The following is a 24,449-nucleotide window of genomic DNA, read 5'->3' as shown; positions in this document are numbered from 1 at the left end:
GCAGGTTTTGTATGTTTGCAGACCGCCGCAGCGCTGGATTACCCGGTTACCCATGGGTAACACCTGATGCAGTGTTACCCATGGGTAACCGCCGGGTTACCGAATGCGCGGGCCGCCATTCAGTACTTCTTCGAAAGCGCGCACCGCGTCTTCAAGCTGCTTCTTCGGCATCGTGGCAAAGTCATACTCGCTCACCAACCGGCATTCACCCTGACGCGCGGTAACCTTCGTCTTGCCAACGAAGAACTCGAACTTCTGCTTCGGCTCCGACCTTGCTGCAGGTGCCCTGCCCTGCTTTTGCGTCACGTCGATGAACGACTTCAGCGCTTCGTTCTGCTCTTCCGCCGTGCTGCACGCGTCAAGCTTCGCACGCAATTCTTGCGCTTGCTCCGGCGCGCGCAAGGCACGCGCGACATCGACACCCAGATTGCGGGGGATCGCCTTGGGGAACTGGACGCTCTCGCCAAGCGCGCTCAGCAAGAATACGAAGCTTTTGATGTAGGACCTCTTGGTCTTGTGCAACGCGCTGTACAGCCTGCTGACCAATTCCGCCGGATCGATTTCATCAACGCTTTCGTCCTGTGCCGCCGTGATCGCAACCTGCGCCATCTCGGCAAAGGTCAGATCTTCGCGCACCACGTTTTCTTCGACCATGTCGACATAGCGCGACATGCGATCTTCGCCGCCCGCCTCGATCCGGGCAGTGATCGTGCCAAAGCGGTCGTCTTTCGTCTCGGTGAAAAGCTGCGAAAGCGCGGTGAACCGGCGCCAGCCCTTCTTCAGCTGATACCGCCCGCTTGGTCCGACATAGACTTCGACGGGTTCGCGTTGACCGCGCGCACGGATTGACGCCTTGAGCTCCTCCATCTCGTCCGACTGTGCGACCTCTTCAAGCGCGAGGCGGTCGCGCGGCAGATCATCGGTAAAGATTTCGGCAAGGGCGATCTGATACAGCACACGCCCTTGGGCCTCTGCCTCGCGGAAGGTTTTGGCGTCACTGGCGTTCTGGCGGCGCTGTTCGATCTTGGCTTCTGTCGCCTCTTGCAGGTTTTCGGCCACATCACGCACCGCAGCGCCCATCGGCCCCGGTTCGCGGGTCCGGCGTTTCACGGGTGCTGTCGCATCGACGGGCGCAAATCCGAATTTGTTCTTGCTGCTCATTCTGCCGCCTCCTTCTTGGCACCGTTCTCTTTCCATGCCGCGAGGACGGTTTCGATAAATTCGTCATAGGCCCGGTCAAAACTTTGCCGCGCCCGTTTCCACGTTTCGCGGGTCATCTGGCGATAGTCCTGTTCGTAAACCGACATCTGGAACCGGCCCGATTGTTCAACCGCGCGCGTCATCTCGATCGGGTGGGCGCAGACGTCGGCACCAAACACGTTCTTGAACGCATCCATCATGGCACTGTGCAGCGGGTTGGTGGATTCAAAGCGGGTCATCAGCAAACGGATGTCTGAAAACTGTTTCGGAAGCGTGATCCCGGCGTCCGCTGCCAGTGCGGAAAACCCTTCGGAGATATCGGCCATCGCATCGCCCAACTGGCCCAGATAGCTGGTCGTGCTGTCATATTCCCAATAGCCGGGACCCGAGGGGATATAAAGAATGTCTGCCGCGAAAGCTGCGTTCAAGGACTGGTAGCCAATGGCGGGCGGACAGTCGAAGATGATGATGTCGTATTGATCGTCCGGCAATTCATCCAGGTACCGTGCGACGCAACCAAAAAAGCTCCAGGCCTTGTGCAAGGACCGATACTGCGCAGAAGCAAATTCGACGAAGGCCGCATTGGAACAGGACGGGATGATATCGATCGTCGGCCAGCAGGTCTGCTGGATGAAATCCTGAAACCGCTGCGCACCGATGGATTGCACGTCTTCGGGCAGTTCGTCCGCGGAAGGGTAGGGGCAATCATCCGGGTCATCGTAGCTTTCCATGATCCGGTTGGCCTCGCGACACAGATCACGGCACATGATGCCCCAGACGGTATTGCCTTCCTTGACCTCGGTCAGGCCCATCGAATGGGTCAGGGTCGCCTGCGGGTCAAAGTCGATACACAGCACACGGTAGCCATCAAGTGCGGCGGCATGGGCCAGATGCTGGGCCACGACCGTCTTGCCGACACCGCCCTTGAAGTTGGAAACGGCGACACGCATCGCGCGCCCCCTTGGCCGCTCGGGCAGCAACTTGCGGCCGCGAAACCGGGCACGTCGCCGCAACTCGTTGATCTCCTCCAGACTGAACCACCGCTGACGTCCGTCTTCTTCGGTCAGACCTTGGGGCAGGGTGGAATCATCGGCCAGTTTCTTGCGCAAGGTGTCGGCCGGGACATCGAACATGAACTGGCTGATCTCCCAGATCGAGAACGGGCGCAGCGCCTTGATTTCGCCCGGCGAGAACGTCGCGCGCCGCACGGCGGCCTGTTGTTCCAAGCTGCGCTCGTTCATGGTAAGCAGGTCGTTATGGTCTCTCATCTATCTACTCGCGTTTTTTATCCTCGCATTCCCAATAACGGGATTTCGGGAATTTGGCAAAACCTAAATTTTGGATTCCCCAAAGAGACGGTCAGCGGCCTTTGCGCGTAAATCAAAGGGCTTTTCGCGATAAGGGCTGTTTTGGTGACAGATGGTCTGGGTTTTAAGGGGTTTCGGTGACAGCAGCCCCCCTATAGGGTGACATCTAACTGTCCCCCTTAACCTATTAACCTTAATCTATTCAGATTTTAGAAGAGGTTCAGGTAAATCCCGCTTTTCCCAATGGGTTGACAGAAGACGGGATTTAGCGCTTTCTAAAACACATAAACGGAATCGGCCCACAAGAGGCTGATCCGTGAGGCAATATACGATCAATCGGGCGGACAGAAACCAATGAATCCAATGCGGCTGACTGGGCCAGAAGCCAGCGTGATAAAATACGACCTGCTGACCGCGCTCAGCGTCGCAGGTCTGAACGGATCTCCCACTTTGCAGACGACGCTGATGCGGCTGATCGCGGCGGTGACAGCGCGGTACAACTGGCGCGCCGATGAACTGACCGTGGGCCAGCGTGATCTGGCGCGGATGTGGTCGGTGAACGAGCGGACGGTCAAACGCGAGATCAAGCGGCTGATCGACGGCAAGATCCTGATTTGCAAACGCGGCGGCGTGCGGGGCAGGGTGGCAGCCTATCAGTTGAACTATGCTGAAATTGCCAGACTGTCAGAGCATTGCTGGTCGCTTGTAGGGCCTGATTTCGATCTTCGGATGAAGGGGCGCTATCAAGGCGAAAGCCCTGTGAAGGTTGTACAGCTGAGTGATTATGCGAAACCGGCCGAAGCGGGCGGCGATGCGGCCTCAAGCGCGCCCGGCACCTGGCAACGCGCGATGGCCCGGCTTGCCAAGGAAAACGCGGACCAGTTCAATGCTTGGTTTTCGCAATTGAAATACATCGGCTTTGAAAAGGGTATTCTGCAACTGCGCGCCCCAAGCAAGTTCGCCCAGCGGTACATCGAAACCCATCTGATGCGCCCGCTTGTCACTGCTGTCGAAACGGAACTGGGGCCGGTTGCGCGGGTGGAATTCGAGGCGTAGCGCGTTATCGAAAGGCAGGATTTACTGGAGTATACCGGCAAAACGTCTTGTCTAATTTTGGCGAAGCAGCATAAATGACCGCATGAAGATATGCGCAATCACAATGGTTTACAAAGACTACTGGGCGCTATCGCAGTGGTACACCCATTACGGACGGTTGCTGGGCCCTGACAATCTATATGTCGTCGCCCATGGCCATGACGCGAAGATTGCGGAAATCTGCCCGCTGGCCAGCGTGATCACGATCCCCCGCGATATTTTTGACGGGTTCGACCGCCGGCGGGGCCAGATGTTGAACAGCTTTGCCGACGGGTTGGGCCTTTCTTACGATTGGGTGATCCGTACCGACGCGGATGAATTGATCTGTTTCGATCCAGCGATCTACCCCTCGATCAAAGAAGTCTTCGAGGCGGCATCGTCGACGGCACTTTTTGCCCTGGGGTTGAATGTTGCCGAAGTGATCGACGACAAGGTGTTGAAAGCCGGAGAGATGGCGTTGGGACACAGGTCCAAGGCGGTGTTTTCCGGGCATTACAGCAAGGCATGGGCGACCAGACGCGGCACGGCGTTGTGGCGCCACGGCATCTGGGTGGGAACCCGCAAGCTGGCATCGGCCCCGTTCGAGCTGCCAAAGGGCGTGTATCTGATGCACCTGAAATATGCCAATCTGGATGCGCTAGAGATCGCGAACCGCCACAGGACCGAGGTCGGAAATGCCGAAGGCAAAGGCCTGCCCGGTGCGGCATGGAAGGACCCCGAAAAGGATGCCGCGCGGTTTTACGCAAATCTGGCGCTGTATAAAGACCGGGCATGGGTGCAGGCACGGGACGAGGCACACGTCGCCATCGTGTCGGATCCAATGAGAGACGAAAAAGAAAACGTCCTGAGAAGCAGATCCAGGGTCTTCAAGTATCGGGTGTCGCTGCCCGCGTGGTTCAGGACACATTTCGGCGCAGATCAAGAAACCGAAGCCTGACGCCGTTTTCGGAGGCTTGCACCATAGGGTGCGGAGCCGTCTGAAACCTCGAATGATGAAGGGCAGAAAGGCCACAGCCCTAAAAATTTCTAGGTCATTTTGTTTGCATAACAATTGATCGACAAAATTTTCCGTGTTTGAGTAAGAAAATTTTAAAAAATATTTCCCGGGGATGGTTCCAATGATTTCTTTTGAAGGTCGTTTCTATCTGCGCGGCGCGCGCGCGATTGCCTTGAGCACGACTTTTCTGCTGACATTGTCGGCGTCGACCGCGATGGCGCAATCTTCTCTTGAATGGAACATCGGCCGCGCATCAGATGACACCGCGCCGGCAATCGGCGGAAATGGAACATGGGAAGTTGGCGGCGGCGCTCTTAACTGGTTGGATGCCACGGGGACGAGCGTTGACTTTGCTGATGGCGACGACGCCACATTACCTGCACCGGGCGGCTATACCCTGAATTTGGCGACCGACATCTCGGTGAATGACCTGACCTTTGCGGCGGATGGCATAACGGTTGCAGATTCCGGCGGTGCGGAAAAATTGACGATTGCCGGCGACGTTTCCGTCGATAGCGGTCTGGTCGGCACGATAACCGCAAACGTCGCCACCAGCGTAAGCAAGATCGGGGCGGGCGAGCTGAAGTTGAACGGCGGAGCAGGCGGGAACGTCGATGTTTTGGACGGAACGCTGACAATTGACAGCGGTGCCCTTTCGGGTGCCATCACGGCGAAGAACGATTCCGTCACCTTCGGCACGATCGACATTAATGGTGGCACTTTATCCGGCTCTTTAACCAACGACGGTGGGATCGTCACAATAGATGGCGGCCTGATCGCCGCTTTGACCAACACTACCAATGCAGCGTCCAGTACCACCATCACTGCCGGCCAGGTAACGGGCGCGACGACCGTCGACGGTGGCGCGCTTATCGTGAATGGCACTACGAATGGCAGCCGCGAACTTGGGGGTACCACGACAGTCAACGCAGGCACGTTTACGCTGACCAAGGGCGATATCGATGCACTCGTCAACAGCGCGGCAACGGACGGCACCACGGATATCACGGTGACGGCTGGCAATGTGGCCAGCCTGACGAACACATCGGGCGAGACTTTGCTGAACGGCGGCACGGTCGCGGGCACCACCACGGTGACGACAGGCACGGTAACTGTCGCTGGCGGAACGATGAGCGGGAATACCACCGTCGATGCGACCGGGGTGCTTGACCTGAACAGCGGCTCTGTCGCAACCGTGTCGAACGGTGGTACGGTCGACATTTCGGGGGGCACGATTTCCGGTCTTGTGACCAACACCGGCACCGTCAATGCGGGCGGTGGTCAATTGAGCGGCGGGCTGACCGCTGACGGCATCATCAACGCCAACGGCAATACCACGACAATTGCGCTGTCTTATACCAACGTCAACGGTATCACGAACACCGGTAATAGCACGTCCACGCTTAGTTTCGGGGACACCTTTGAAAACACCGGCGCGGTCAACGCCGGCACTGGTGCGGTAACCATTCAGGCGAACAACATCACAATCGGTGCCGGTAACACGGTCACGGGCGACGTCACGTTCGACGGCGCGGTTGCAGGCAGTGGTGATCTTGATGGAGCCGATATCACCGGTACAGTCGATATCGATGACGGCGATGCCTTGACGAATATCGGGACCTTCACGAACGATGGTCTGTCAGAGATCGGTGCGGGGGGCGCGGGTGCCAGCCTAAGCGCCTCTGCGATCACCAACCAAGATGGTGCGACGATCAACGTCAACGCCAATTCGACGCTGACGGGGACGGGGAACACCACCAATAACTCGGGTATCGTCAACGTTTTTGGCGGCGGCTCGTTGGTTGAAACGACCGGCAATTACAACAACCTGTCGACAGGTATCGTGAACTTCAACGATGCGGGTGCCAAGACTTTCGACGTTCAAACCGGGGTCATCACCAATGAAGGCGCTTTGAACTTCAACGCCGGCACAACGACGGTGAATTCGGCTGGCGGTGCCATCCAGAACAATGCAGGCGGCACGATCAACGTTGACAATGGCGCGACGATGGACGCGACGGGGGATACGATTGTCAGTGATGGTGCCGGTGCCATCATAACCGTTGACGGGACGCTAACGGTCACGTCGGTGACCAACCAGAATGGCGCGCAGTTGATCGTCAACGATGATGCCGGCGTGCTTACCACGGGCGTCATCAACGGTGCGGTGATCAACAGCGCCGATTTCGATCTGGATGGTGGTAGCGTGGGCAGCCTTGAGAATAACGGTGGCACGGCTGATCTGAATGGGGGTTCTATCACAGGCACCACCACGGTGGCCGACGGCACGGTGACGAACGCGGGTGCGACGCTGACCGGACAGACCAGCACCTCGGGGACGGGGACATTCACGCAGACGGCGGGGACCTCGGGCGCGGTGCAGAACAGCGGCGGGACGGTGAACCTCGACGGTGGCACGGCGGCGAGCCTTGAGAACACGGCGACGGCGGGCACCAGCACGGTGACCGACGGGCAGGTGACCGGCACGACGACAATCGCGGGCGGGTCGGTCGTGGTAAACGGCACGACGGGCGGGGCGGTTGAACTGGCGGGCACAACGACGCTGACCGACGGGACGCTGACGCTGACCGCGGGCGACGTGGCGGGGCTGGTGAACCAGGGTACCACCGGCGGCGCGACCGAGATCACGGTCACTGCGGGCAACGTGGCCAGCCTGACGAACACGAGCGGTGAAACGCTGCTGAATGGCGGCACGGTCGCGGGCACCACCACGGTGGCCGACGGCACGGTGACGAACGCGGGTGCGACGCTGACCGGACAGACCAGCACCTCGGGGACGGGGACATTCACGCAGACGGCGGGGACCTCGGGCGCGGTGCAGAACAGCGGCGGGACGGTGAACCTCGACGGTGGCACGGCGGCGAGCCTTGAGAACACGGCGACGGCGGGCACCAGCACGGTGACCGACGGGCAGGTGACCGGCACGACGACAATCGCGGGCGGGTCGGTCGTGGTAAACGGCACGACGGGCGGGGCGGTTGAACTGGCGGGCACAACGACGCTGACCGACGGGACGCTGACGCTGACCGCGGGCGACGTGGCGGGGCTGGTGAACCAGGGTACCACCGGCGGCGCGACCGAGATCACGGTCACTGCGGGCAACGTGGCCAGCCTGACGAACACGAGCGGTGAAACGCTGCTGAATGGCGGCACGGTCGCGGGCACCACCACGGTGGCCGACGGCACGGTGACGAACGCGGGTGCGACGCTGACCGGACAGACCAGCACCTCGGGAACGGGGACATTCACGCAGACGGCGGGTGCGGCCAACGGCGGGATCGCGAATGACGGCGGGACCGTTAACCTTAACGGCGGTACGACAACCAGCTTTGCCGGAAACAGCGGTGACAGCTTTATGACCGGCGGGACGATCACTGGGCCGACCACGATTGACGGCGGGTCCTTCAGCCTGAGCGGTGGGACCATCGGGAATGTGACCAACAACGCGACCTTCAACATCGGGTCAACCGTCACTGGCAACTTCACCAACACGGGGACCTTGAATGCCACGGGCACGACGGGCGTGATTACCGGTAATCTGTCTGCGGCATCCGGTACCCTCAACATGCAGAACGGCGACCCGACCAGTTTGCTTACCATCAATGGCGATGCTGATCTGAACGGGGTGGTTCAGCTGGATGTGGACCTGAGTGACGGATCGACGCAGTCTGATACGATTGCGGTTGGTGGCGCGCTTTCCGGCAACATCATATTGGCCTTTACCAATGTCGGCACCGAAGGCGATATTTCGGACATCGACATCTTCACCTACGGAACAACCAACACGCTGAGTTTCAGCAGCATCACAGGCCTTCCCGATACGGCGGCATTTGAATATTTCGTTCAGGACAACGGGGCGGGATCGGTGCTGTTGCAAAGCCGGATCAACACCGGGATCACGAACCTTGCTGCGACTGTCGGGTTGACCCAGACGCTTGTGGACGCGGTGATCAACCGGCCTACCAGCCCGTTCGTGAGCGACTTTGCCGGCGATAAATCCGTCGATCCTTGCGGGGCAGGGACTTGGGCGCGGATGACGGGCGGTAGCGCCGATGTGGACGGGTCCTTCTCGGATCAGACCACGGGCCAAAGCGGTACATCGCCGGTGTCCCTGAACTACAGCGGTCTACAGCTGGGGGGCGATTTCGCCTGCTTTGACGGTCATTATGACGGATGGGATCTGGCGTTCGGTGGCCTTTTGGGTGTGAACCAAGGCAGCACAAGCAACAATGTTTTTGCTATCGATCCGAACACCGGTGCCGCAACGACCCAATTGCTGAGCTTCACGGAAACCGACATTCTGCAGCGGTACGCAGGTGTCTACATGACCGCCGCGCGCGGACGGTTCTTTGGTGACCTGCAATATCGCTACGAGGCGACCAGGTTCAGTTCGACCAACTTCGAAGTGGTCGCGAACCGTGGTTTTGACCTGACGGACGAGAAATATGACAACCGCGGTCAGACGCTTTCGGGCGCGGTCGGATATTCCTGGCCGGTCGGGGATGTCCCGGGGCTAAGCTTTGTCTCGTCGGCGGGCTTTGCCTTTACCAACAACGAGACTGATACGATCGACCTTGGCACCGACGGCACATTGACGCTGAAAAATAGCAAGAGCCGCATCGGTTTCATCAGTGGCACACTGGCCAAGTCCAAATTGCTTGATGATGAAGTCAGTATCCTGAGCTATTTCGGGACAGCGACTCTGTACAACGACTTCGGGTCCGATCGCGAAGCTGTCTTTACCTCACCGACAGGCACGACGCGGGACCTCAAAATCTCGAATGTGGGGTCCTATGGTGAGGTGAGTGCCGGTCTCAACTATGTCCGGTTGCTGAGCCCCAATGACGCAGGAGGGGCACGCCAGTTGAACGCTGCCATTCGGGTCGATGCCCGTGTGGGCAAAGATATCGACAGCTATGCATTGACCGGTCAGCTTAGGCTTCAGTTCTAAAGCGGTCTGCTGAAAGAGAGAAACGAACGGGCGTGGCGAAAGCTGCGCCCGTTCCTTTGTCTAGAGGTTCTCAAGCGCCTCGGAATAGCGTTTTGCGAAGGCATCGATGAACGCGTCCAGCATGCCGTTCTCGCCTTGATTGGCGCGGGTTTTCCACCGCTTGTTATATTCTTCCCAGCATTTGCGCGCCCCGCTGCCAAGCACGCCACCACCCGAACTTCCTGTCGCGCTTTCGATGTCGGTCGGGGCCAGTCCGGTCAGGATATCAGCCATCGCGGGTTGAACCGCGGCCATCATCGCAGCCTGATGTTTGCGGATATCGGTGAGGGCATTTTCAAATCCGTCCGCACCTGTCTGATACCCGCTGCGGGGTACAACAAAAAGCGCCTCGAACGCCTCTTCGGGATCAAGCATGAATTTCATCGGGTTATTGCCGTTTGAAATCCGCATGGTTCGGTCTTCTTGGGCGACAAACAGTTTTACCGCAGACCGGTCTTGCAGCATCTGCATCATTTCGCGGGTCCCGAGGCGGGCGCATGCCCCAAGGATGCGGCCCAGTTCATGCAGCGGAATCTCAAGATTTTCGGTGCCCTCGATGCCTGCACCTTCAAGAAACCCCCTTAGGAAGTCATCGCCGGCTGACGCGGGTACCGGGCGCTGCGCGGCAGTCTGGTCAACGGCCGGTGCAGCATCAATTTCCCTCGGTGCCGGAGGAGGAGACGCAGGTACGTCTACAGGATCAATGCGCGGTTGCTTCGGGGGCAGATCACCCTCCGAGAAGGGGGACGCGTCATCCGCTGCCCCGAATGTTTCACCCATCCCGCGGGGGGCTTGGGACAATTCGGATGAAAATTCTGCCCGATCAGAGAAGGCAGGGGGCTTTGATTCCAGATCAAAGCTTGGTTTTGGCAGATCGCGTGTGAAATCATCATCCGGTATCAAGAATTCCGCGGCATCCTGCTGCGGCTTTTCGGGGTCCTCGGGCATGACCTTTGAAGGGGGCGTTGCGGACTGATTTTCAAGCGGATCAATTTCATCTGAAATCGCGGCACCAAGGATGTCCGCAAAGGGGTCAGACAGTGCATCGTCGGGGGCCTTGGCTACAGCGGCCGGTGGGGCAGACACACCCGTTTGATCTGGAACGCCCGATTGGAACCGCGCAAAATCGGGCGTTTGGGCCGCCTGACCTGCCGTGAAATGACCATGGCCGGGAGACTGGACGTGTGATTTTGCGTCCTTGGTCAAAAAGGCCGCGCCGGGTGGGGCTTGGACGGCGCGACTGCCTTGGGCCGCGTTCGATGCGCTTTGAGGTCGAGACCGGGGGGGCTGTGTGGCCTCGTCAACGGACTCTTCCGCTTGCGTGACAGGGTCAACGATCGGCCGCAGACGGGCGTGGATCACGTAAAGACCCACGTGAATCCGGTCGCCATCGGTTAAGGGGTGCGGCCCCTCGATCCGCTGCTTGGAGCCGTTGAGGAACGTGCCGTTGGTCGACAGGTCATGCAGAATATACCTGCCGTCCTCCCAAAGAACGTCGAAATGCGTGCCGGAAATATGCCGCGTCTGATCCGGCAGGATCCAATCGTTTTCCGCCCGCCGCCCAACCTTTATGGACGTGCCAGTGCTGTTGAATGTGGCTTCCGTTTCCAGATCCTCATCCGCGTGACTTTCGATCGTAAGTGTCAGTGAGTCCATATCAAACGACTGCCCTTTGCCGGTTAAGTGGGTTGGTCGCTCCGCTAAATCAATGGACCCGGAAAAGTCCAGCGGCCTTGTCCAGAACCTGATCAAGACTGTCTTGCCGGTTCTCTGTACCGACCAGCCCGATCGCACGTAAGACCCCGGCGCTGATTGCCCGTGGTGTCCGCCATGCCGGCACCGTCACAAGGTCATTGGGTGCCAACGGCCCGCCCGACCATCCAACCGCAAGACCCAAGTAAACGATGGCTGTTTTCCGGGGCGCGAACAGGGCCCTCTCAAACGCTTTCCAACGGGCGTCGGTGCTTTGTGTCCTCAGCCACTCCTCGACCAGATTAACGATCTCCGTATCTTCTGCGGACAGTTCGCCCTGGACAGAGAGGACTGAATCCAGCCCCCATTGAACCGCAGCTTTGGGTTGTAGCGCAAACGCGGTAAAGGTCACTGCATCTTCGGGGGTTTGCGACGCGCGCAGCAGTTCAAGAAAGCTGCGGTAGCCGTCTTCATCGTCCGGGCTGCGATGCAGAAGTTCACCGCATTGAGGGACTTGGCCGAACAAATCGGTCAAACGGTCAAAGCGTATCGCGCGCGCCGGAGGCAATGTTTTTTCAGAATTCAGATCGTCCATTTAGGCCGTCATATGAGTTGCACCATAATCTTGTGAAATATAGTGCGATGAGTGCTGCCACAGGTCAATCTATTACTGTTGCTTCGACAGGCTGATTTAACTGGGTTTTTACGCTGCATGGCAGCATCTGGCGCGGCGTCTGCGACCGTGCTTGGTGGCCGTTTGGTCGCGATCAGCCTGTTGATGCAGTGCTCAACCTTCGCATGTAATGCGGGTCAGTTTGGTTTTATGATCGCATCGGCTGGCGCGTTCGTCTGGATCCAAGGCCGAACTCGAGCTCAAGTCCTTGTGCCTCCACACTTTCACTTAAAATCCGATCAATTCGTTTACCTTCTTTCTATAGCCAAACGCAATTCTTGTGATAAGATCACGCAACGTAAAGTGGTTGCCACTTTCAGAAGATTGCGCGTCGGGGGAAAATTATGGACATCGAAATGCTCCTTCAGAGTCGCGGGGAAGATGAGCCCAGCGGTGAAGATCTGGAGTATGATCCCGAGTTTACGGAGCTTGAGATTGTTGCCCAGCCGGGAGAGGAACGCCAGGTTGGCGATGAAATTCTCGCGGCCGAGGACCCGGACTACAAGGACGTGTCCGTAAAAGCCTTGAACATTCTGGAACGGAGCCATGATTTGCGCGCCGGAGTTTTCCTGGCTGAGGCGCAGTTGCGCCTTAACGGGTATGTCGGTTTCGCCAAGGCGACCTCGTATATCGCGGGCTGTCTGGAGCGGTATTGGGACACTTGCCATCCGCAGCTTGATGCCGATGACGACGATGACCCCACGATGCGGATCAACGCGGTTCTTGCGCTGACCGACGACAACCGGATCCTGCGCGGCGTGCGGCGTGCGCCGCTGACAAAAAGCAGAACGTTCGGCGCACTTTCCCTGCGCGACATTGCGGTTGCCGAGGGTGAGATAACGCCCACGTCCGACATGGATGTCGTGCCGGATGCGGGCCAGGTTTCAGCGGCATTTCAAGACACCAACGAGGACGAGCTGCGCGAAATCGCGGCTGCAGCGGCGCAGGCCCTGGCCGATATAACGGCGATCGACGCGGTGTTCGCCGAAAAGACGCCCGGTTCAGGGCCCGATCTGGACCCGCTTTTGAAATTCCTCAGGCAGGCGAACAGCAAGCTTTCCGCAGCATTAGGCGGTGAAGTCGAAGTGGCCGAGGAAGCAGAAGCCGACAGCAATCAAGGGGCCGGTGCGCGTGTCGGCGGTGGGCCTGTGGCTGGCGGTGGCGGGGGGATCAACTCTCCGACTGACGTGCAAAATGCGCTGGACCGGATCATCGGATATTATGAACGATGTGAGCCCTCTAGCCCCTTACCTTTGTTGCTTTTGCGGGCGAAAAAGCTTGTAAACGCAGATTTTTTGACCATCGTGAGGAACATGGCCCCGAGTGGCATAGAAAACGTAAACCTCATTGGTGGTTTGGAAGACGACGACGACTGATTTAGCTTTGACTCGCATTTCGAGATCATTGGAAAATATATTAATTTAACAGGAGACCAGACTGATGGCCGGGAGTTCACAGAAATTCATTGCGCGTAACCGCGCGCCACGTGTCCAAATCGAATATGATGTAGAATTGTACGGTGCGGAAAAGAAGGTTCAGCTGCCGTTTGTCATGGGTGTCATGTCCGACCTGGCCGGAAAATCCGAAGTCGCACAGCCTGCCGTTGCGGATCGAAAATTTCTCGAAATCGACGTCGATAACTTTAGCGACCGGATGAAGTCTATGGCACCGCGGACGGCGTTCACCGTGCCGAACACACTGACCGGCGAAGGCAACATGGCGGTCGATATCACGTTCCAGTCGATGGATGATTTCAGCCCGGCGGCGATTGCGAACAAGGTCGAACCGTTGAAGGAACTGCTGGATGCGCGCACGCAGCTGAGCAACCTGATGACCTATATGGACGGCAAGACCGGCGCAGAAGAGCTGATTGCGAAGATCACGCAGGACCCGACCCTACTAAAGACGCTCGCTGCCCAGCCGGCACCAAAAGCTGACAGCGAAAACCAGGAGTAAGAGATGGCCGAATCAGAAACAGAAGTCGCCTCTGGCGCAGGAGCAACGGCGTTCGGTTCCTCAGATTTTGAGAACCTGCTCAAGAAGGAATTCCGCCCCAAGTCGGACCAGGCAAAGACTGCAGTCGAACAGGCGGTAAAGACCCTTGCCGAGCAGGCCTTGGCAAACACCGCGCTGGTCAGTGACGATGCATTGCGGACCATCGAAAGCATCGTTGCTGCGATTGATAAGAAGCTGACGGAGCAGGTGAATTTGATCCTGCACCACGAAGAATTCCAGCAACTGGAATCGGCGTGGCGCGGTCTCCACTATCTCGTGAACAACTCCGAGACGGACGAGATGCTCAAGATCCGCGTCATGAACATCTCCAAAAAGGACATGCACAAGACGCTGCGCAAGTATAAGGGAACTGCCTGGGATCAATCGCCGATCTTCAAGAAGGTCTACGAAGAGGAATTCGGCCAGTTCGGCGGGGAGCCTTATGGCACCTTGGTCGCGGATTATCACTTTGACCACAGCCCGCCCGATGTCGAGCTTTTGGGCGAGATGGCCAAGATTGCCGCCGCCGCCCACGCGCCTTTGATCACAGGTGCAAATCCGACGCTGTTCCAGATGGACAGCTGGTCTGAGCTTGCCAACCCGCGTGACCTGACGAAGATTTTCCAGACCCCGGAATATGCATCGTGGCGGTCGCTGCGTGAAAGCGAGGATTCCAAATATGTCGGTCTGGCGATGCCCCGCTTCCTGGGCCGTTTGCCCTATGGGTCAAAGACCGATCCGGTCGAAGGTTTCGCCTTTGAAGAGGATACCGACGGGACGGATCACAGCAAGTATGGCTGGGTCAACGCCGCCTACGGCATGGCCGTTAACATCAACCGTTCGTTCAAGGAATATGGCTGGTGTTCGCGTATCCGCGGGATCGAAAGTGGTGGTGCGGTCGAAGGCCTGCCGACACACACGTTCCCCAGTGACGACGGGGGCGTGGATCAGAAATGCCCGACCGAAATCGCGATTTCGGATCGCCGTGAATCCGAGCTGGCCAAGAACGGCATGATGCCGTTGATTCACCGCAAGAACTCGGACATTGCGGCATTTATCGGGGCGCAATCGCTGCACAAGCCTGCGGAATACGATGATCCGGATGCGACAGCAAACGCGAACCTTGCGGCACGTCTGCCGTATCTGTTCGCCACCTGCCGCTTTGCGCATTATCTGAAATGTATCGTTCGCGACAAGGTCGGTTCTTACAAGTCGCGCGATGACATGCAGTCGTGGCTACAGGAATGGGTCAATCAATATGTTGACTTCAACTCTGCAACCTCACCGGAAGAAGTGAAGGCGCGACAGCCTCTCGCTGCTGCCGAAGTGGTGGTCGAAGAGGTCGAAGGCAACCCAGGTTATTATAGTTCAAAGTTTTTCCTGAAACCACATTACCAGTTGGAAGGTCTGTCCGTATCCTTGCGGCTCACTTCCAAGTTGCCTAGCGAGAAGGGGTAGAACCCCCGAATTTTAGACGAAAATCCAGTCACTTAACTCCATGAAAGGAATTTACCATGGCATTTGACGCATTTGCATACTTTAAAGGTTCAGACGTTGTAGGGGAAACCCAGGACGACGCGATGAAGAAGGAAAAAGCCTTCGAAATCATCAGCTTCGAAATTGGTGCTGAAAACAACATCAATATCGGGTCCATGACCTCTGGCGGTGGTGCCGGTAAGGCAACGTTCAAGGAATTCACCATCACCAAGAAGACAGACACGGCTTCTTGCGCGATGTTCTCCAAGTTGTGCGAGGGTGCACACTTTGATGATATGGTCGTCGAACTGCGCCGCTCGGGTGGTGCTGCCGGTGTGTCCGGTAAGACATTCCTGAAATGGGAATTCAAGCTGGTGATGATCCAGGACATCAGCTGGTCGGGTTCTGACGGCGATGACATCTGCGAAGAAACAGTTGTTCTTCAGTATGGTGCGATGAAAGTCACCTACACACCGCAGGACAAGCAGGGCAAAGACGGTACGCCAAAGACCGGCGAATGGAGCCGCGTTCTCAACAAAGCCAACCTGGCTGTCTGATACTGTCATCTTTGATGCCATGAAATCTGAACAAGCCTCTTAAGGGGCTTGTTCAGGCTTGCCCTATGCCCAAACAGGAGATTGACCGTGCAAGCTGATGACCTTTTGAAAGCCGGTGATCTGGATGGGGCATTGGCCGCTCTTCAGGACGACGTGCGCAAATCCTCTGCGAACCCTGCGCTGCGCATTTTTCTGTTCCAGTTGCTATGCGTCCGCGGCGATTGGAAACGTGCGATTGCACAGCTGAAATTATCCGCTGAACTGGATGCGCTGGCGACACCGATGGCGCAGACCTATCGCGAAGGGATTATCTGCGAAGTCTACCGCGAGAAAGTATTCGCCGGCGAAAAAGACCCTCTGATTTTTGGCGAACCGCAAGAGTGGATTGCGTTGATCCTGGAAGCCCTCAAATCGAATGCCGCAGGACGTCATGACGAGGCTGCAAAGACGCGGGATCTTGCCTTTGAGGCTGCACCTGCAACGTCAGGCAAGATCGACGGCGCAGCCTTCGAATGGATTGCCGATGCCGACATGCGGCTTGGCCCACTTTTGGAAATCGTTGTGAATGGCAAATACTACTGGATGCCGTTTACTGCGATCGCCCGGATTGAATTTGACGCGCCCGCCGATCTTCGGGATGCCGTCTGGACGCCGTGTACCTTGACGACAGCGAATGGCGGCGAGGTCGTCGGGTTGATCCCCACACGCTATGCCGGGACGCTTGAGCGCGGTGGGAATGCCGAAAAACTGGCCCGTGCCACCCAGTGGGAAGATCTGGGGGCCGATACATTTGCCGGGATCGGCCAACGTTTGTTCACGACCGATCTGGGCGATACCGCTTTGATGGATGTCCGTCTGCTCGAGTTCGACACCGCCGATACCCGAGCGTCCGATGCCGACGGGGCCTGATCATGTCCGATAAGATGATTGCCGAGCGCTTGCAGCCCTCTCTTCTGGACAGGCTGACGGATCATGAGCCATCAGATTTGAAGGAACGTCGCGAGACCCGCGTGATTGACCTGCGCCAGTTGCGCGACATCATCCAGCGCGATCTGTCGTGGCTGTTGAACACTGAAAATGGCAATTCACAGATCGATGCCGACCTTTATCCAAATATTGCGGCATCGACGTTGAACTATGGCGTTCAAAGCGTTTCAGGCGATTATTCGACAGCCGAAAGGGCGGAAATGATCCGGAAGTCGATACGCAGTGCCGTTCAGGTTTTCGAGCCGCGCATTCACCCCGGATCATTAGATGTGGAATTGCGCACGGGCCAGGACGAACGGCGATCGGTCGTTTCCTTTGATATTCGGGCGGATATGTGGGCGCAGCCGATGCCGATTGAATTATACTTGCGGACCCAGGTGGATGTGACCACGGGCGAGCTTCAGCTGGAAAGAGTTTCCTAGACATTCATGGATACCCGGATCTTAAAACACTACGAAGGCGAATTGGCATACATGCGCGACATGGGGGCCGAGTTTGCGCAGGCCTACCCCAAGATCGCCGCGCGATTGGGCATGGACGGCGTCGAAGTCGTCGACCCCTATGTTGAGCGATTGCTTGAAGGCGTCGCTTTTCTGTCTGCCCGTGTCCAGCTTGAGCTGGAATTGCAGTATCCGGCCCTAACGTCGCATCTGCTGGAAATTGTCTATCCCCACTATCTGTGCCCGTCGCCGTCCATGATGATCGCGAGCTTTGAACCTGACATGCAGAACGCGGCGCTTGCGGACGGATATACCATCCCGCGTCATTCCGAATTGCGCAGCGCCTTGGGCGAAGACGATAACACGGCCTGCGTTTTCCGGACTGCGGCTGACGTAAACCTGTGGCCGATCACGATCACCGAAGCCGAATATATCGATGGTCGAGGAGAGCTGGTCGCTGCTGGTGTATCGCGTGACACCGAGGCACGCGCCGGCATCCGGTTGCGGTTGAACCGGCACGGCGGGTTGCCGATTTCCGAACTGTCCATGGACAGTCTCGTGTTGTTCCTGAACGGTCAGGAGGGCAAGAACTGGGCCTTGCATGAATTGTTGAGCACCCAGGTCACCGGCCTTGTGGGGCGGTCGACGGACCGGCGGGCCGACTGGATATCAGAACTGCCCAACAGCGGTGTCATCCCAAGGGGCTACGAGCCTGAAGAGGCGCTTTTGCCGACGCCACAGCGCAGCTTTGATGGCTACAGGTTGCTTCAGGAATACTTTGCGATGCCCGAAAGGTTCCACTTTGTGGAGCTCAAGGGGCTGTCGATGGCGCTGTCGCGCTGCAAGGGGTCTGATGTCGATATCTACATCCTGCTCAGCGGCGGGGATCCTGATGTGGCACCCGGCGTGACGCCACAGGCCTTTACGTTGAACGCGGTGCCTGCAATCAACCTGTTCCACAAACGCTGCGACCGGGTTCATGTGACCAACTCGAAGGTTGACCACCATGTCGTCGCGGACCGCACCGCACCGCTCGACTATGAAATCTATGCGTTGGAGAGCGTCACTGGGGTTTCTGCGGATGGCGAAAAGGATGTGCCATTCAGACCGTTTTATTCTGCGACGGATCTGACCGCTGCGGGGGACACGCATGCCGCCTACTATACGCAAACCCGCAAGATGCGTCAGCGGTCCGAGAAAGAGCGGCTCAAGGGGGTTCGCACGTCCTATCTGGGGTCGGAAATTCATCTGTCGCTGGTCGATTCAAATCAGGCCCCCTATGATCCCAACCTTGACCAGTTGGCGATACAGGCGATGGTCACAAATCGCGACCTTCCCCTTTTGCTGCCCACCGGTGGCAACGACGTCTTTCACCTGCCTGTCGGGGGTCCGGTGGCCCATATCAAGACGCCCGTTGGTCCGACACGCCCGCGTCAGACTTTGGCCCAAGGCGACACGGCCTGGCGGCTGATTTCCCATCTCAGCCTGAATTACCTGAGTATTGCGGACAATAACGCGAAAGACAGCGCCGCTGCTTTGCGCGAACTTATCGGTATCTATACGCCTTCGGGAAACAAGGTCCTCGCGAAGCAGCTTGAGGGGCTTAACACTGTACACACGCGGCCCATCGTCCGGCGCATGGCAGACGAGGTGTTGTCGACCGCGGTGCGTGGGCTCGAGATTTCGATTACCTTTGACGAAAGCTTTTTTGAAGGGACCAGCGCCTATGCGCTTGGTGCCGTATTAGAACGATTTTTTCGAAAATATGTTTCCATCAACAGTTTTACTGAAACGGTGCTTGCCACCCAACAACGCGGAGAAATTACCCGATGGCGTCCGGAAACCGGTCTGGGGAGGATCCTCTAACCCCCCTTGAGAGGTTGGCGGACGCTCCGGAGCAATATCATATCTTTCACGCTTTCCGCGTGCTCGAAGCTGCGTTTCCCGATGCACCGCGTATCGGTGATGCACGTCGCCCCCGCGAAGATGCCATCCGTCACGGCCAGGAAGCCGAGCTGAAATTCCCGCCCTCGACATTGGCTGAATTTACGTCGCCAAAGAATGGCAAACCCGGGCGCTTGACCAATCGCTTTTTCGGTCTGTTCGGCCCGAATGGGCCTTTGCCGCTGCACTTGACGGAATACGCCCGCGAGCGGATGCGCAACCACCGCGACCCGACATTGGTGCGCTTTGCAGATATGTTGACGCACCGGATGACCACCTTGTTCTACCGTGCCTGGCGGTCTGGTCAGCCGGTGGCAAGTTTCGATCGTTCCGACAACGACGAACTCCAGAACAAGGTCGCCGCGATTGCCGGCTATCACGGTGCGCATCTGCGCAACAAAGACGAATTGCCCGATCTGGCAAAACGTCACTTTGCCGGTTTGCTTGCCCAAGGCCCGAAAAACGCCAGCGGTCTGCAATCTATCCTGCAAGCGTTCTTCGGGGCTCGTGTCGAGGTGCAGGAATTCGTGGGCTGTTGGCTAGAGCTTGAAAAAGGGGACCGCTGGCAGATGGGAGCCCCTGCACAGTTGGGGCGCACCGCGTCGATCGGGGATCGCGTGTGGACGCGGTCCGCCAAATTCCGGTTGCGCATCGGACCCCTGAGTTATGAGGATTACCAGCGGCTCTTGCCGGGGGGCAGTTCGCTTGGACGGCTGCGGGCGATTGTGCGCAACTATGTCGGGGATGCGCTGGATTGGGACGTCAATCTGGTGCTGCGCGCCCAAGACATACCGAAAGCGAAACTGGGAGAAACCGTAAGGCTGGGGCAAACCGGCTGGATCGGCGACAAAAAAATAACAAAAGACGCGGATGATCTCTTTCTGGAACCCAATTTTCAGAGCCATGCCGCACCAATAATTTGAAGGGACATATACAATGACAGAAATTAGCCGTGTCGCACTGTTCGGGAAACTCAACAGCCTTGGGTTCAAAGCAATCGAAGGGGCCACCGTGTTCTGCAAGATGCGCGGTAACCCCTATGTCGAAGTTGTCCACTGGATGCATCAAATCCTTAATAATCAAGACAGCGATATCCACCGCATCGTCCAACATTTCAATCTGGACGCGGGCAAGATCGCGACCGAGATGACCTCGGCGCTGGACAAGCTGCCGCGCGGGGCGTCGTCGGTCAGTGACCTTTCCAGCCATCTTGAGGATGTGATGGAGCGGGCTTGGGTCTGGGGGTCGCTGTTGTATTCGTCAAACCAGGTGCGCACGGGCCATTTGATCCTGGGCATGTTGGAGACCCCGAACCTCAAGAACATTCTGATGACGATCTCGCCGACCTTGGCAGGGATCAAGGCGGACGCGCTTGCAGATGATTTCCATGCCATCACGGATGGATCGCCCGAAGATGCGATGCGCCCGCAGGACGGGTCTGTCACCGGTGGCGGTGCCGAGCCAGGCGAGGCGAGCGGTGCCATGTCGCCGTCGCAGATGGGCAAACAAGAGGCGTTGGATCAGTTCTGCACCGACCTGACCGAACAGGCCCGCAACGGAGAGATTGACCCGATTGTTGGCCGTGACGAAGAAATCCGCCAGATCGTGGATGTTCTGATGCGACGTCGCCAAAACAACCCCATCCTGACCGGAGAGGCAGGTGTCGGCAAGACCGCCGTGGTCGAAGGTTTCGCCCTGCGCATCGCGCGCGGCGACGTGCCGCCTGCGCTGCGCGATGTGCGCCTGCTGGTGCTGGATGTCGGATTGTTGCAGGCGGGCGCGTCGATGAAAGGCGAATTTGAAAACCGCCTGCGTCAGGTCATTGACGAGGTTCAGGGATCGACCACGCCCATCGTCATGTTCGTGGACGAAACCCATACGCTTGTCGGGGCAGGGGGGGCCGCAGGCACGGGTGACGCGGCAAACCTGCTCAAACCCGCCCTTGCACGCGGGACGCTGCGTACGATCGGGGCCACCACTTGGGCCGAATACAAGAAATACATCGAAAAGGACCCCGCCTTGACCCGGCGTTTCCAAGTGGTTCATGTCGAAGAGCCTGATATTCCCAAGGCTGTCCTGATGATGCGCGGCATCGCGTCGATGCTGGAAAAACACCATAAGGTGCAAGTTCTTGATGAAGGTATCGAAGCGGCGGTCACGCTGTCGGCGCGTTACATCCCTGCGCGGCAGTTGCCGGACAAGTCAGTCAGCCTGCTTGATACCGCCTGTGCCCGCGTTGCCGTCAGCCAGCACGCAGTGCCAGCGCAGGTGGACGACAGCCAACGCCGCATTGAATCGCTCGCAACCGAGCTTGAGATTATCGGGCGGGACGAAACCGCAGGCTATGACGTGGGGGAACGCCGTGCCAATGTCCAGGAAGCGATGGCCGCCGAGAAGGAACGCCTTGTCGGTTTGAAAGCCAATTGGGAGATTGAAAAGACCCTCGTTGGCGAAATCATCGACCTGCGCGCCAAGCTGCGTGCCGGTGGGCAGCCGCTAGAGCAGACCCATACGCCCGAAGGTGCCGCAGCGAATGAAGTCGCGCAGCAAGAAGGCATCGAAGCAGGGTTGAGCGATGAAGAGCGGGAAACTGTCATGGCCGAACTAAAGGCCAAGAACGCCGCGTTGGAAGCACAGCAGGGTGATAGCCCGTTGATCATGCCCATTGTTGACCATCAGGCCGTTGCGTCCGTCGTTGGTGATTGGACGGGCATTCCCGTTGGCCGGATGTTGAAAGATGAGCTTGAGACTGTTCTGAACCTTGAGGAGCATCTGGCCAAGCGCGTCATCGGTCAGGACCACGCGATGAAGATGATCGCCAAACGCATCCAGACCAGCCGCGCCGGTCTGGACAATCCGTCCAAACCTATCGGTGTGTTCATGCTGGCGGGGACGTCCGGCGTCGGTAAGACCGAAACGGCGCTAGCCTTGGCCGAAGTGCTGTACGGGGGCGAACAGAACGTCATCACGATCAACATGTCCGAGTATCAAGAGGCCCATACCGTATCCTCGTTGAAAGGCGCGCCTCCGGGCTATGTCGGCTACGGCGAAGGGGGTGTTCTGACCGAAGCAGTGCGGCGCAAACCCTATTCTGTCGTTCTGTTGGACGAGGTCGAAAAAGCCCACCCCGATGTGCACGAGATCTTTTTTCAGGTCTTCGACAAGGGCGTGATGGAGGACGGCGAGGGCCGCGTCATCGACTTCAAGAACACCTTGATCCTGCTGACGTCGAACGCGGGTACTGATCTGATCATGGACATGTGCGCGGACCCGGAACTGTTGCCCGACCCCGAAGGCATGGCCAAGGCGCTGCGCGATCCCTTGCTCAAGGTGTTCCCGCCCGCGTTGCTGGGGCGTCTGGTTGCGATCCCCTATTACCCTCTTAGCCCTGATATGATCGGCAAGATCACGGTGCTGCAACTTAACCGCATCAAAAAGCGGGTGGAAGCGGCCCATGGCGTCCCGTTCGAATACTCGGATGCTGTCGTGGAAGAGATCGTGAACCGCTGCCAGGAACTGGAAAGCGGTGGCCGCATGATCGACGCGATCGTGACCAACACGATGCTTCCCGACATCTCGGCCGAGTTCCTGCGCCGAATGATGGAAGGCGGCACGATCGAGAAAGTCGCCATCGATGCCACGGATCACGAATTCACCTATCGTTTCGAATGAAGTCGAAGGCTGCGGTATGAATAAACGCAGGACTGCGGCGTGCTGAAAGGAGCGCGTTTCGACGAAGGGCGCACAGGTTCATTTTGCCTGTGCGCCGCTGCTAAAGGAATAACAGCGTGAGGCACATTAATGCCGGATTGGAACGCTGACGATGACGCACAAAGCAGTATGAAATTAGGAAGCATTGTTAAGACTGGCGTAGCATTTATTGACAGATGCAGACCGCGAAACCTACTATCGAAACCATAGACCCGTTGGGAATATGCAGAACGAAGACAAGAAATTTGTGTTGAAAATTTACGAAACCCCAGTGCCCGGTCGTGTCACCCAGAGATGACGACACAGGGGGTGCCTGCAAAGTTTGTTTTGCCGCAGGGACTGATTGAACTCTAGGCTTGGGATGCAGACGTGAATCTGTCCTGGAACAGCTTTTGAAAAATAAGATTGGAGGACGAATATGGTTGCCGACGGAAATAAGAAGATGAAGGCCAAGTTGGAAATCAGCCCTTATGTAGAGATGAAGAAAGACGTCATAAAATGGCTGGAGTCCGAACCAAAGGCCAAGAAGATATTCGGCAAGAAGATCGTCTACGAGGAAAGCCTGGAGCTTAACCCCAAAAAGTGGACCGAGCCCAAGTTGAAATCTGCGATGGCCGGGCTGGTGCGACCGGAACTGAAGCTGCTGGCGGTGCGTGCCGGGGCCATCATGAAGGACAGTGAAAAAGCCAAGTCGCCGAAGGAACACAACAAGATCATCACGGCGCTGGAACAAGCGCTGAAGAATGCGAACTCCGAAATTTCGGAAAAATGTTCGGACGCCTTGGAGGAACTGAGTTCGGGTAAAGGCGAAGCCAAGGCTGGTCTGGCAGTCGGCAAGAAGGCGATGTCGGAAATCAACTCTCTCGACATCGGGTCGGTGTTCAAGGATTTCATAGCGATTGCCATGGGTACTGCCGATGGCTGCGTGAAGGCCTTGGAAAAAGGGGACAAGACCAAGATCGGGAAACAATTTTCTGCCGCGCAAGCTGAGATCGAAAAGGCAATCAAGAACCTTGAGAGAGAGGGCAAGAAAGCTGACTCTGTGGCCAAGTTTTTGTTGAATTCCGGCAAGAAGCTTAAAGGCAACGACATCGGGTCATTGGACGCATTCAGTGGCAAGATCCGGGACAAGAAAGTGCACGGCCCCTTGGAAAAGCTGTCCAATGATATGGATACCCTGGAAAAAGAGTTGGATGCATATGCCAAGGACCTGAAAAAGGGTCAGATGGAAGTCGGCGACGCAAAGGCCTACGCCAAGAAGTTTGGAGCGATGAGCACCCTTCAGGGCACGGCCGACAGTGCCGTCAAGGCAATGAAAAGCCTCCAGGTTGAATTCAAGAAAGTCGAAAAAGATCTCAAGTAGG

Annotated in this window: 17 protein-coding genes; 13 read left to right on the top strand and 4 right to left on the bottom strand. The window is 57.5% G+C overall.

The window, feature by feature from the left end; translation table 11 throughout:
• Nucleotides 1-96: 96 nt before the first annotated feature.
• Both RGAI101_RS18935 and RGAI101_RS18930 read right to left on the bottom strand, forming a co-directional pair.
• Entirely contained in the window at nucleotides 97-1,161 is a 1,065-nt protein-coding gene (locus RGAI101_RS18935; protein ID WP_008229714.1) for a ParB/RepB/Spo0J family partition protein, read from the bottom strand.
• The gene (locus RGAI101_RS18930; RefSeq protein ID WP_008229542.1) at nucleotides 1,158-2,468 is read right to left on the bottom strand and encodes an AAA family ATPase; all 1,311 of its coding nucleotides are present in this window, start codon (nucleotides 2,466-2,468) and stop codon (nucleotides 1,158-1,160) included. Before RGAI101_RS18930 ends, RGAI101_RS18935 begins: the two co-directional genes overlap by 4 nt.
• Nucleotides 2,469-2,897: 429 nt before the next feature.
• On the opposite strand from RGAI101_RS18930, the gene RGAI101_RS18925 reads away from it, so the two are divergent.
• The 3 genes from RGAI101_RS18925 to RGAI101_RS18915 all read left to right on the top strand — a co-directional run bounded on the left by RGAI101_RS18925 (nucleotide 2,898) and on the right by RGAI101_RS18915 (nucleotide 9,571).
• Nucleotides 2,898-3,563 (top strand): DnaA N-terminal domain-containing protein, encoded by a 666-nt coding sequence (locus RGAI101_RS18925; protein ID WP_254655315.1) that lies wholly within the window; start codon nucleotides 2,898-2,900, stop codon nucleotides 3,561-3,563.
• An 82-nt stretch (nucleotides 3,564-3,645) separates the two neighbouring features.
• Nucleotides 3,646-4,539: a glycosyltransferase family 2 protein gene (locus RGAI101_RS18920; RefSeq protein ID WP_008229735.1), complete on the top strand. Its 894-nt coding sequence runs from the start codon at nucleotides 3,646-3,648 to the stop codon at nucleotides 4,537-4,539.
• Nucleotides 4,540-4,720: 181 nt separating this feature from the next.
• Nucleotides 4,721-9,571, top strand: a complete 4,851-nt coding sequence (locus RGAI101_RS18915; RefSeq protein WP_008229648.1) for a beta strand repeat-containing protein — start codon at nucleotides 4,721-4,723, stop codon at nucleotides 9,569-9,571.
• 60 nt (nucleotides 9,572-9,631) lie between these two features.
• Here the strand turns inward: RGAI101_RS18915 and RGAI101_RS18910 are convergent, their stop codons facing one another.
• Entirely contained in the window at nucleotides 9,632-11,266 is a 1,635-nt protein-coding gene (locus RGAI101_RS18910) for a type VI secretion system-associated FHA domain protein (protein ID WP_008229502.1), read from the bottom strand.
• Nucleotides 11,267-11,315: 49 nt separating this feature from the next.
• Nucleotides 11,316-11,897 (bottom strand): DUF6931 family protein, encoded by a 582-nt coding sequence (locus RGAI101_RS18905; protein WP_008229575.1) that lies wholly within the window; start codon nucleotides 11,895-11,897, stop codon nucleotides 11,316-11,318.
• 422 nt (nucleotides 11,898-12,319) lie between these two features.
• Between RGAI101_RS18905 and tssA the strand changes: the two genes are divergently transcribed.
• The 10 genes from tssA (at nucleotide 12,320) to RGAI101_RS18855 (ending at nucleotide 24,448) form a co-directional block, all read left to right on the top strand.
• The gene (tssA, locus tag RGAI101_RS18900) at nucleotides 12,320-13,351 is read left to right on the top strand and encodes a type VI secretion system protein TssA (RefSeq protein ID WP_008229663.1); all 1,032 of its coding nucleotides are present in this window, start codon (nucleotides 12,320-12,322) and stop codon (nucleotides 13,349-13,351) included.
• Between the two features lie 64 nt (nucleotides 13,352-13,415).
• Nucleotides 13,416-13,931, top strand: coding sequence for a type VI secretion system contractile sheath small subunit (tssB, locus tag RGAI101_RS18895; protein ID WP_008229674.1), 516 nt, complete (start codon nucleotides 13,416-13,418; stop codon nucleotides 13,929-13,931).
• Nucleotides 13,932-13,934: 3 nt separating this feature from the next.
• Nucleotides 13,935-15,428, top strand: a complete 1,494-nt coding sequence (tssC, locus tag RGAI101_RS18890; RefSeq protein ID WP_008229706.1) for a type VI secretion system contractile sheath large subunit — start codon at nucleotides 13,935-13,937, stop codon at nucleotides 15,426-15,428.
• 56 nt (nucleotides 15,429-15,484) lie between these two features.
• A complete protein-coding gene (locus RGAI101_RS18885; RefSeq protein WP_008229608.1) occupies nucleotides 15,485-16,003 on the top strand; it encodes an Hcp family type VI secretion system effector in 519 nt (172 codons plus the stop codon).
• A gap of 87 nt (nucleotides 16,004-16,090) precedes the next feature.
• A complete protein-coding gene (locus RGAI101_RS18880; RefSeq protein WP_037230094.1) occupies nucleotides 16,091-16,912 on the top strand; it encodes a type VI secretion system accessory protein TagJ in 822 nt (273 codons plus the stop codon).
• 2 nt (nucleotides 16,913-16,914) lie between these two features.
• Nucleotides 16,915-17,412 (top strand): type VI secretion system baseplate subunit TssE, encoded by a 498-nt coding sequence (gene tssE, locus RGAI101_RS18875; protein ID WP_008229551.1) that lies wholly within the window; start codon nucleotides 16,915-16,917, stop codon nucleotides 17,410-17,412.
• Between the two features lie 6 nt (nucleotides 17,413-17,418).
• Nucleotides 17,419-19,296, top strand: a complete 1,878-nt coding sequence (gene tssF, locus RGAI101_RS18870) for a type VI secretion system baseplate subunit TssF (RefSeq protein WP_008229623.1) — start codon at nucleotides 17,419-17,421, stop codon at nucleotides 19,294-19,296.
• Nucleotides 19,260-20,297, top strand: coding sequence for a type VI secretion system baseplate subunit TssG (gene tssG / locus RGAI101_RS18865; RefSeq protein WP_037230093.1), 1,038 nt, complete (start codon nucleotides 19,260-19,262; stop codon nucleotides 20,295-20,297). Before tssF ends, tssG begins: the two co-directional genes overlap by 37 nt.
• 13 nt (nucleotides 20,298-20,310) lie before the next feature.
• Nucleotides 20,311-23,046: a type VI secretion system ATPase TssH gene (gene tssH, locus RGAI101_RS18860; protein WP_008229803.1), complete on the top strand. Its 2,736-nt coding sequence runs from the start codon at nucleotides 20,311-20,313 to the stop codon at nucleotides 23,044-23,046.
• 481 nt (nucleotides 23,047-23,527) lie between these two features.
• Nucleotides 23,528-24,448, top strand: coding sequence for a hypothetical protein (locus RGAI101_RS18855; RefSeq protein WP_157044751.1), 921 nt, complete (start codon nucleotides 23,528-23,530; stop codon nucleotides 24,446-24,448).
• The last annotated feature ends 1 nt before the right edge of the window (nucleotide 24,449 follow it).

Origin of the sequence: Roseobacter sp. GAI101 (assembly GCF_000156335.1) — a bacterium.
Lineage (GTDB): Bacteria > Pseudomonadota > Alphaproteobacteria > Rhodobacterales > Rhodobacteraceae > Sulfitobacter.
This window is presented reverse-complemented; position numbering and strand designations above follow the sequence as displayed.

What these genes read in the sequence shown, in the direction of transcription:
- RGAI101_RS18935 (WP_008229714.1), bottom strand. Translation starts at nt 1,161, where the DNA reads ATGAGCAGCAAGAACAAATTCGGATTTGCGCCCGTCGATGCGACAGCA.
- RGAI101_RS18930 (WP_008229542.1), bottom strand. Translation starts at nt 2,468, where the DNA reads ATGAGAGACCATAACGACCTGCTTACCATGAACGAGCGCAGCTTGGAA.
- RGAI101_RS18920 (WP_008229735.1), top strand. Translation starts at nt 3,646, where the DNA reads ATGAAGATATGCGCAATCACAATGGTTTACAAAGACTACTGGGCGCTA.
- RGAI101_RS18915 (WP_008229648.1), top strand. Translation starts at nt 4,721, where the DNA reads ATGATTTCTTTTGAAGGTCGTTTCTATCTGCGCGGCGCGCGCGCGATT.
- RGAI101_RS18910 (WP_008229502.1), bottom strand. Translation starts at nt 11,266, where the DNA reads ATGGACTCACTGACACTTACGATCGAAAGTCACGCGGATGAGGATCTG.
- RGAI101_RS18905 (WP_008229575.1), bottom strand. Translation starts at nt 11,897, where the DNA reads ATGGACGATCTGAATTCTGAAAAAACATTGCCTCCGGCGCGCGCGATA.
- tssA (WP_008229663.1), top strand. Translation starts at nt 12,320, where the DNA reads ATGGACATCGAAATGCTCCTTCAGAGTCGCGGGGAAGATGAGCCCAGC.
- tssB (WP_008229674.1), top strand. Translation starts at nt 13,416, where the DNA reads ATGGCCGGGAGTTCACAGAAATTCATTGCGCGTAACCGCGCGCCACGT.
- tssC (WP_008229706.1), top strand. Translation starts at nt 13,935, where the DNA reads ATGGCCGAATCAGAAACAGAAGTCGCCTCTGGCGCAGGAGCAACGGCG.
- RGAI101_RS18885 (WP_008229608.1), top strand. Translation starts at nt 15,485, where the DNA reads ATGGCATTTGACGCATTTGCATACTTTAAAGGTTCAGACGTTGTAGGG.
- tssE (WP_008229551.1), top strand. Translation starts at nt 16,915, where the DNA reads ATGTCCGATAAGATGATTGCCGAGCGCTTGCAGCCCTCTCTTCTGGAC.
- tssF (WP_008229623.1), top strand. Translation starts at nt 17,419, where the DNA reads ATGGATACCCGGATCTTAAAACACTACGAAGGCGAATTGGCATACATG.
- tssG (WP_037230093.1), top strand. Translation starts at nt 19,260, where the DNA reads ATGGCGTCCGGAAACCGGTCTGGGGAGGATCCTCTAACCCCCCTTGAG.
- tssH (WP_008229803.1), top strand. Translation starts at nt 20,311, where the DNA reads ATGACAGAAATTAGCCGTGTCGCACTGTTCGGGAAACTCAACAGCCTT.
- RGAI101_RS18855 (WP_157044751.1), top strand. Translation starts at nt 23,528, where the DNA reads ATGAAGGCCAAGTTGGAAATCAGCCCTTATGTAGAGATGAAGAAAGAC.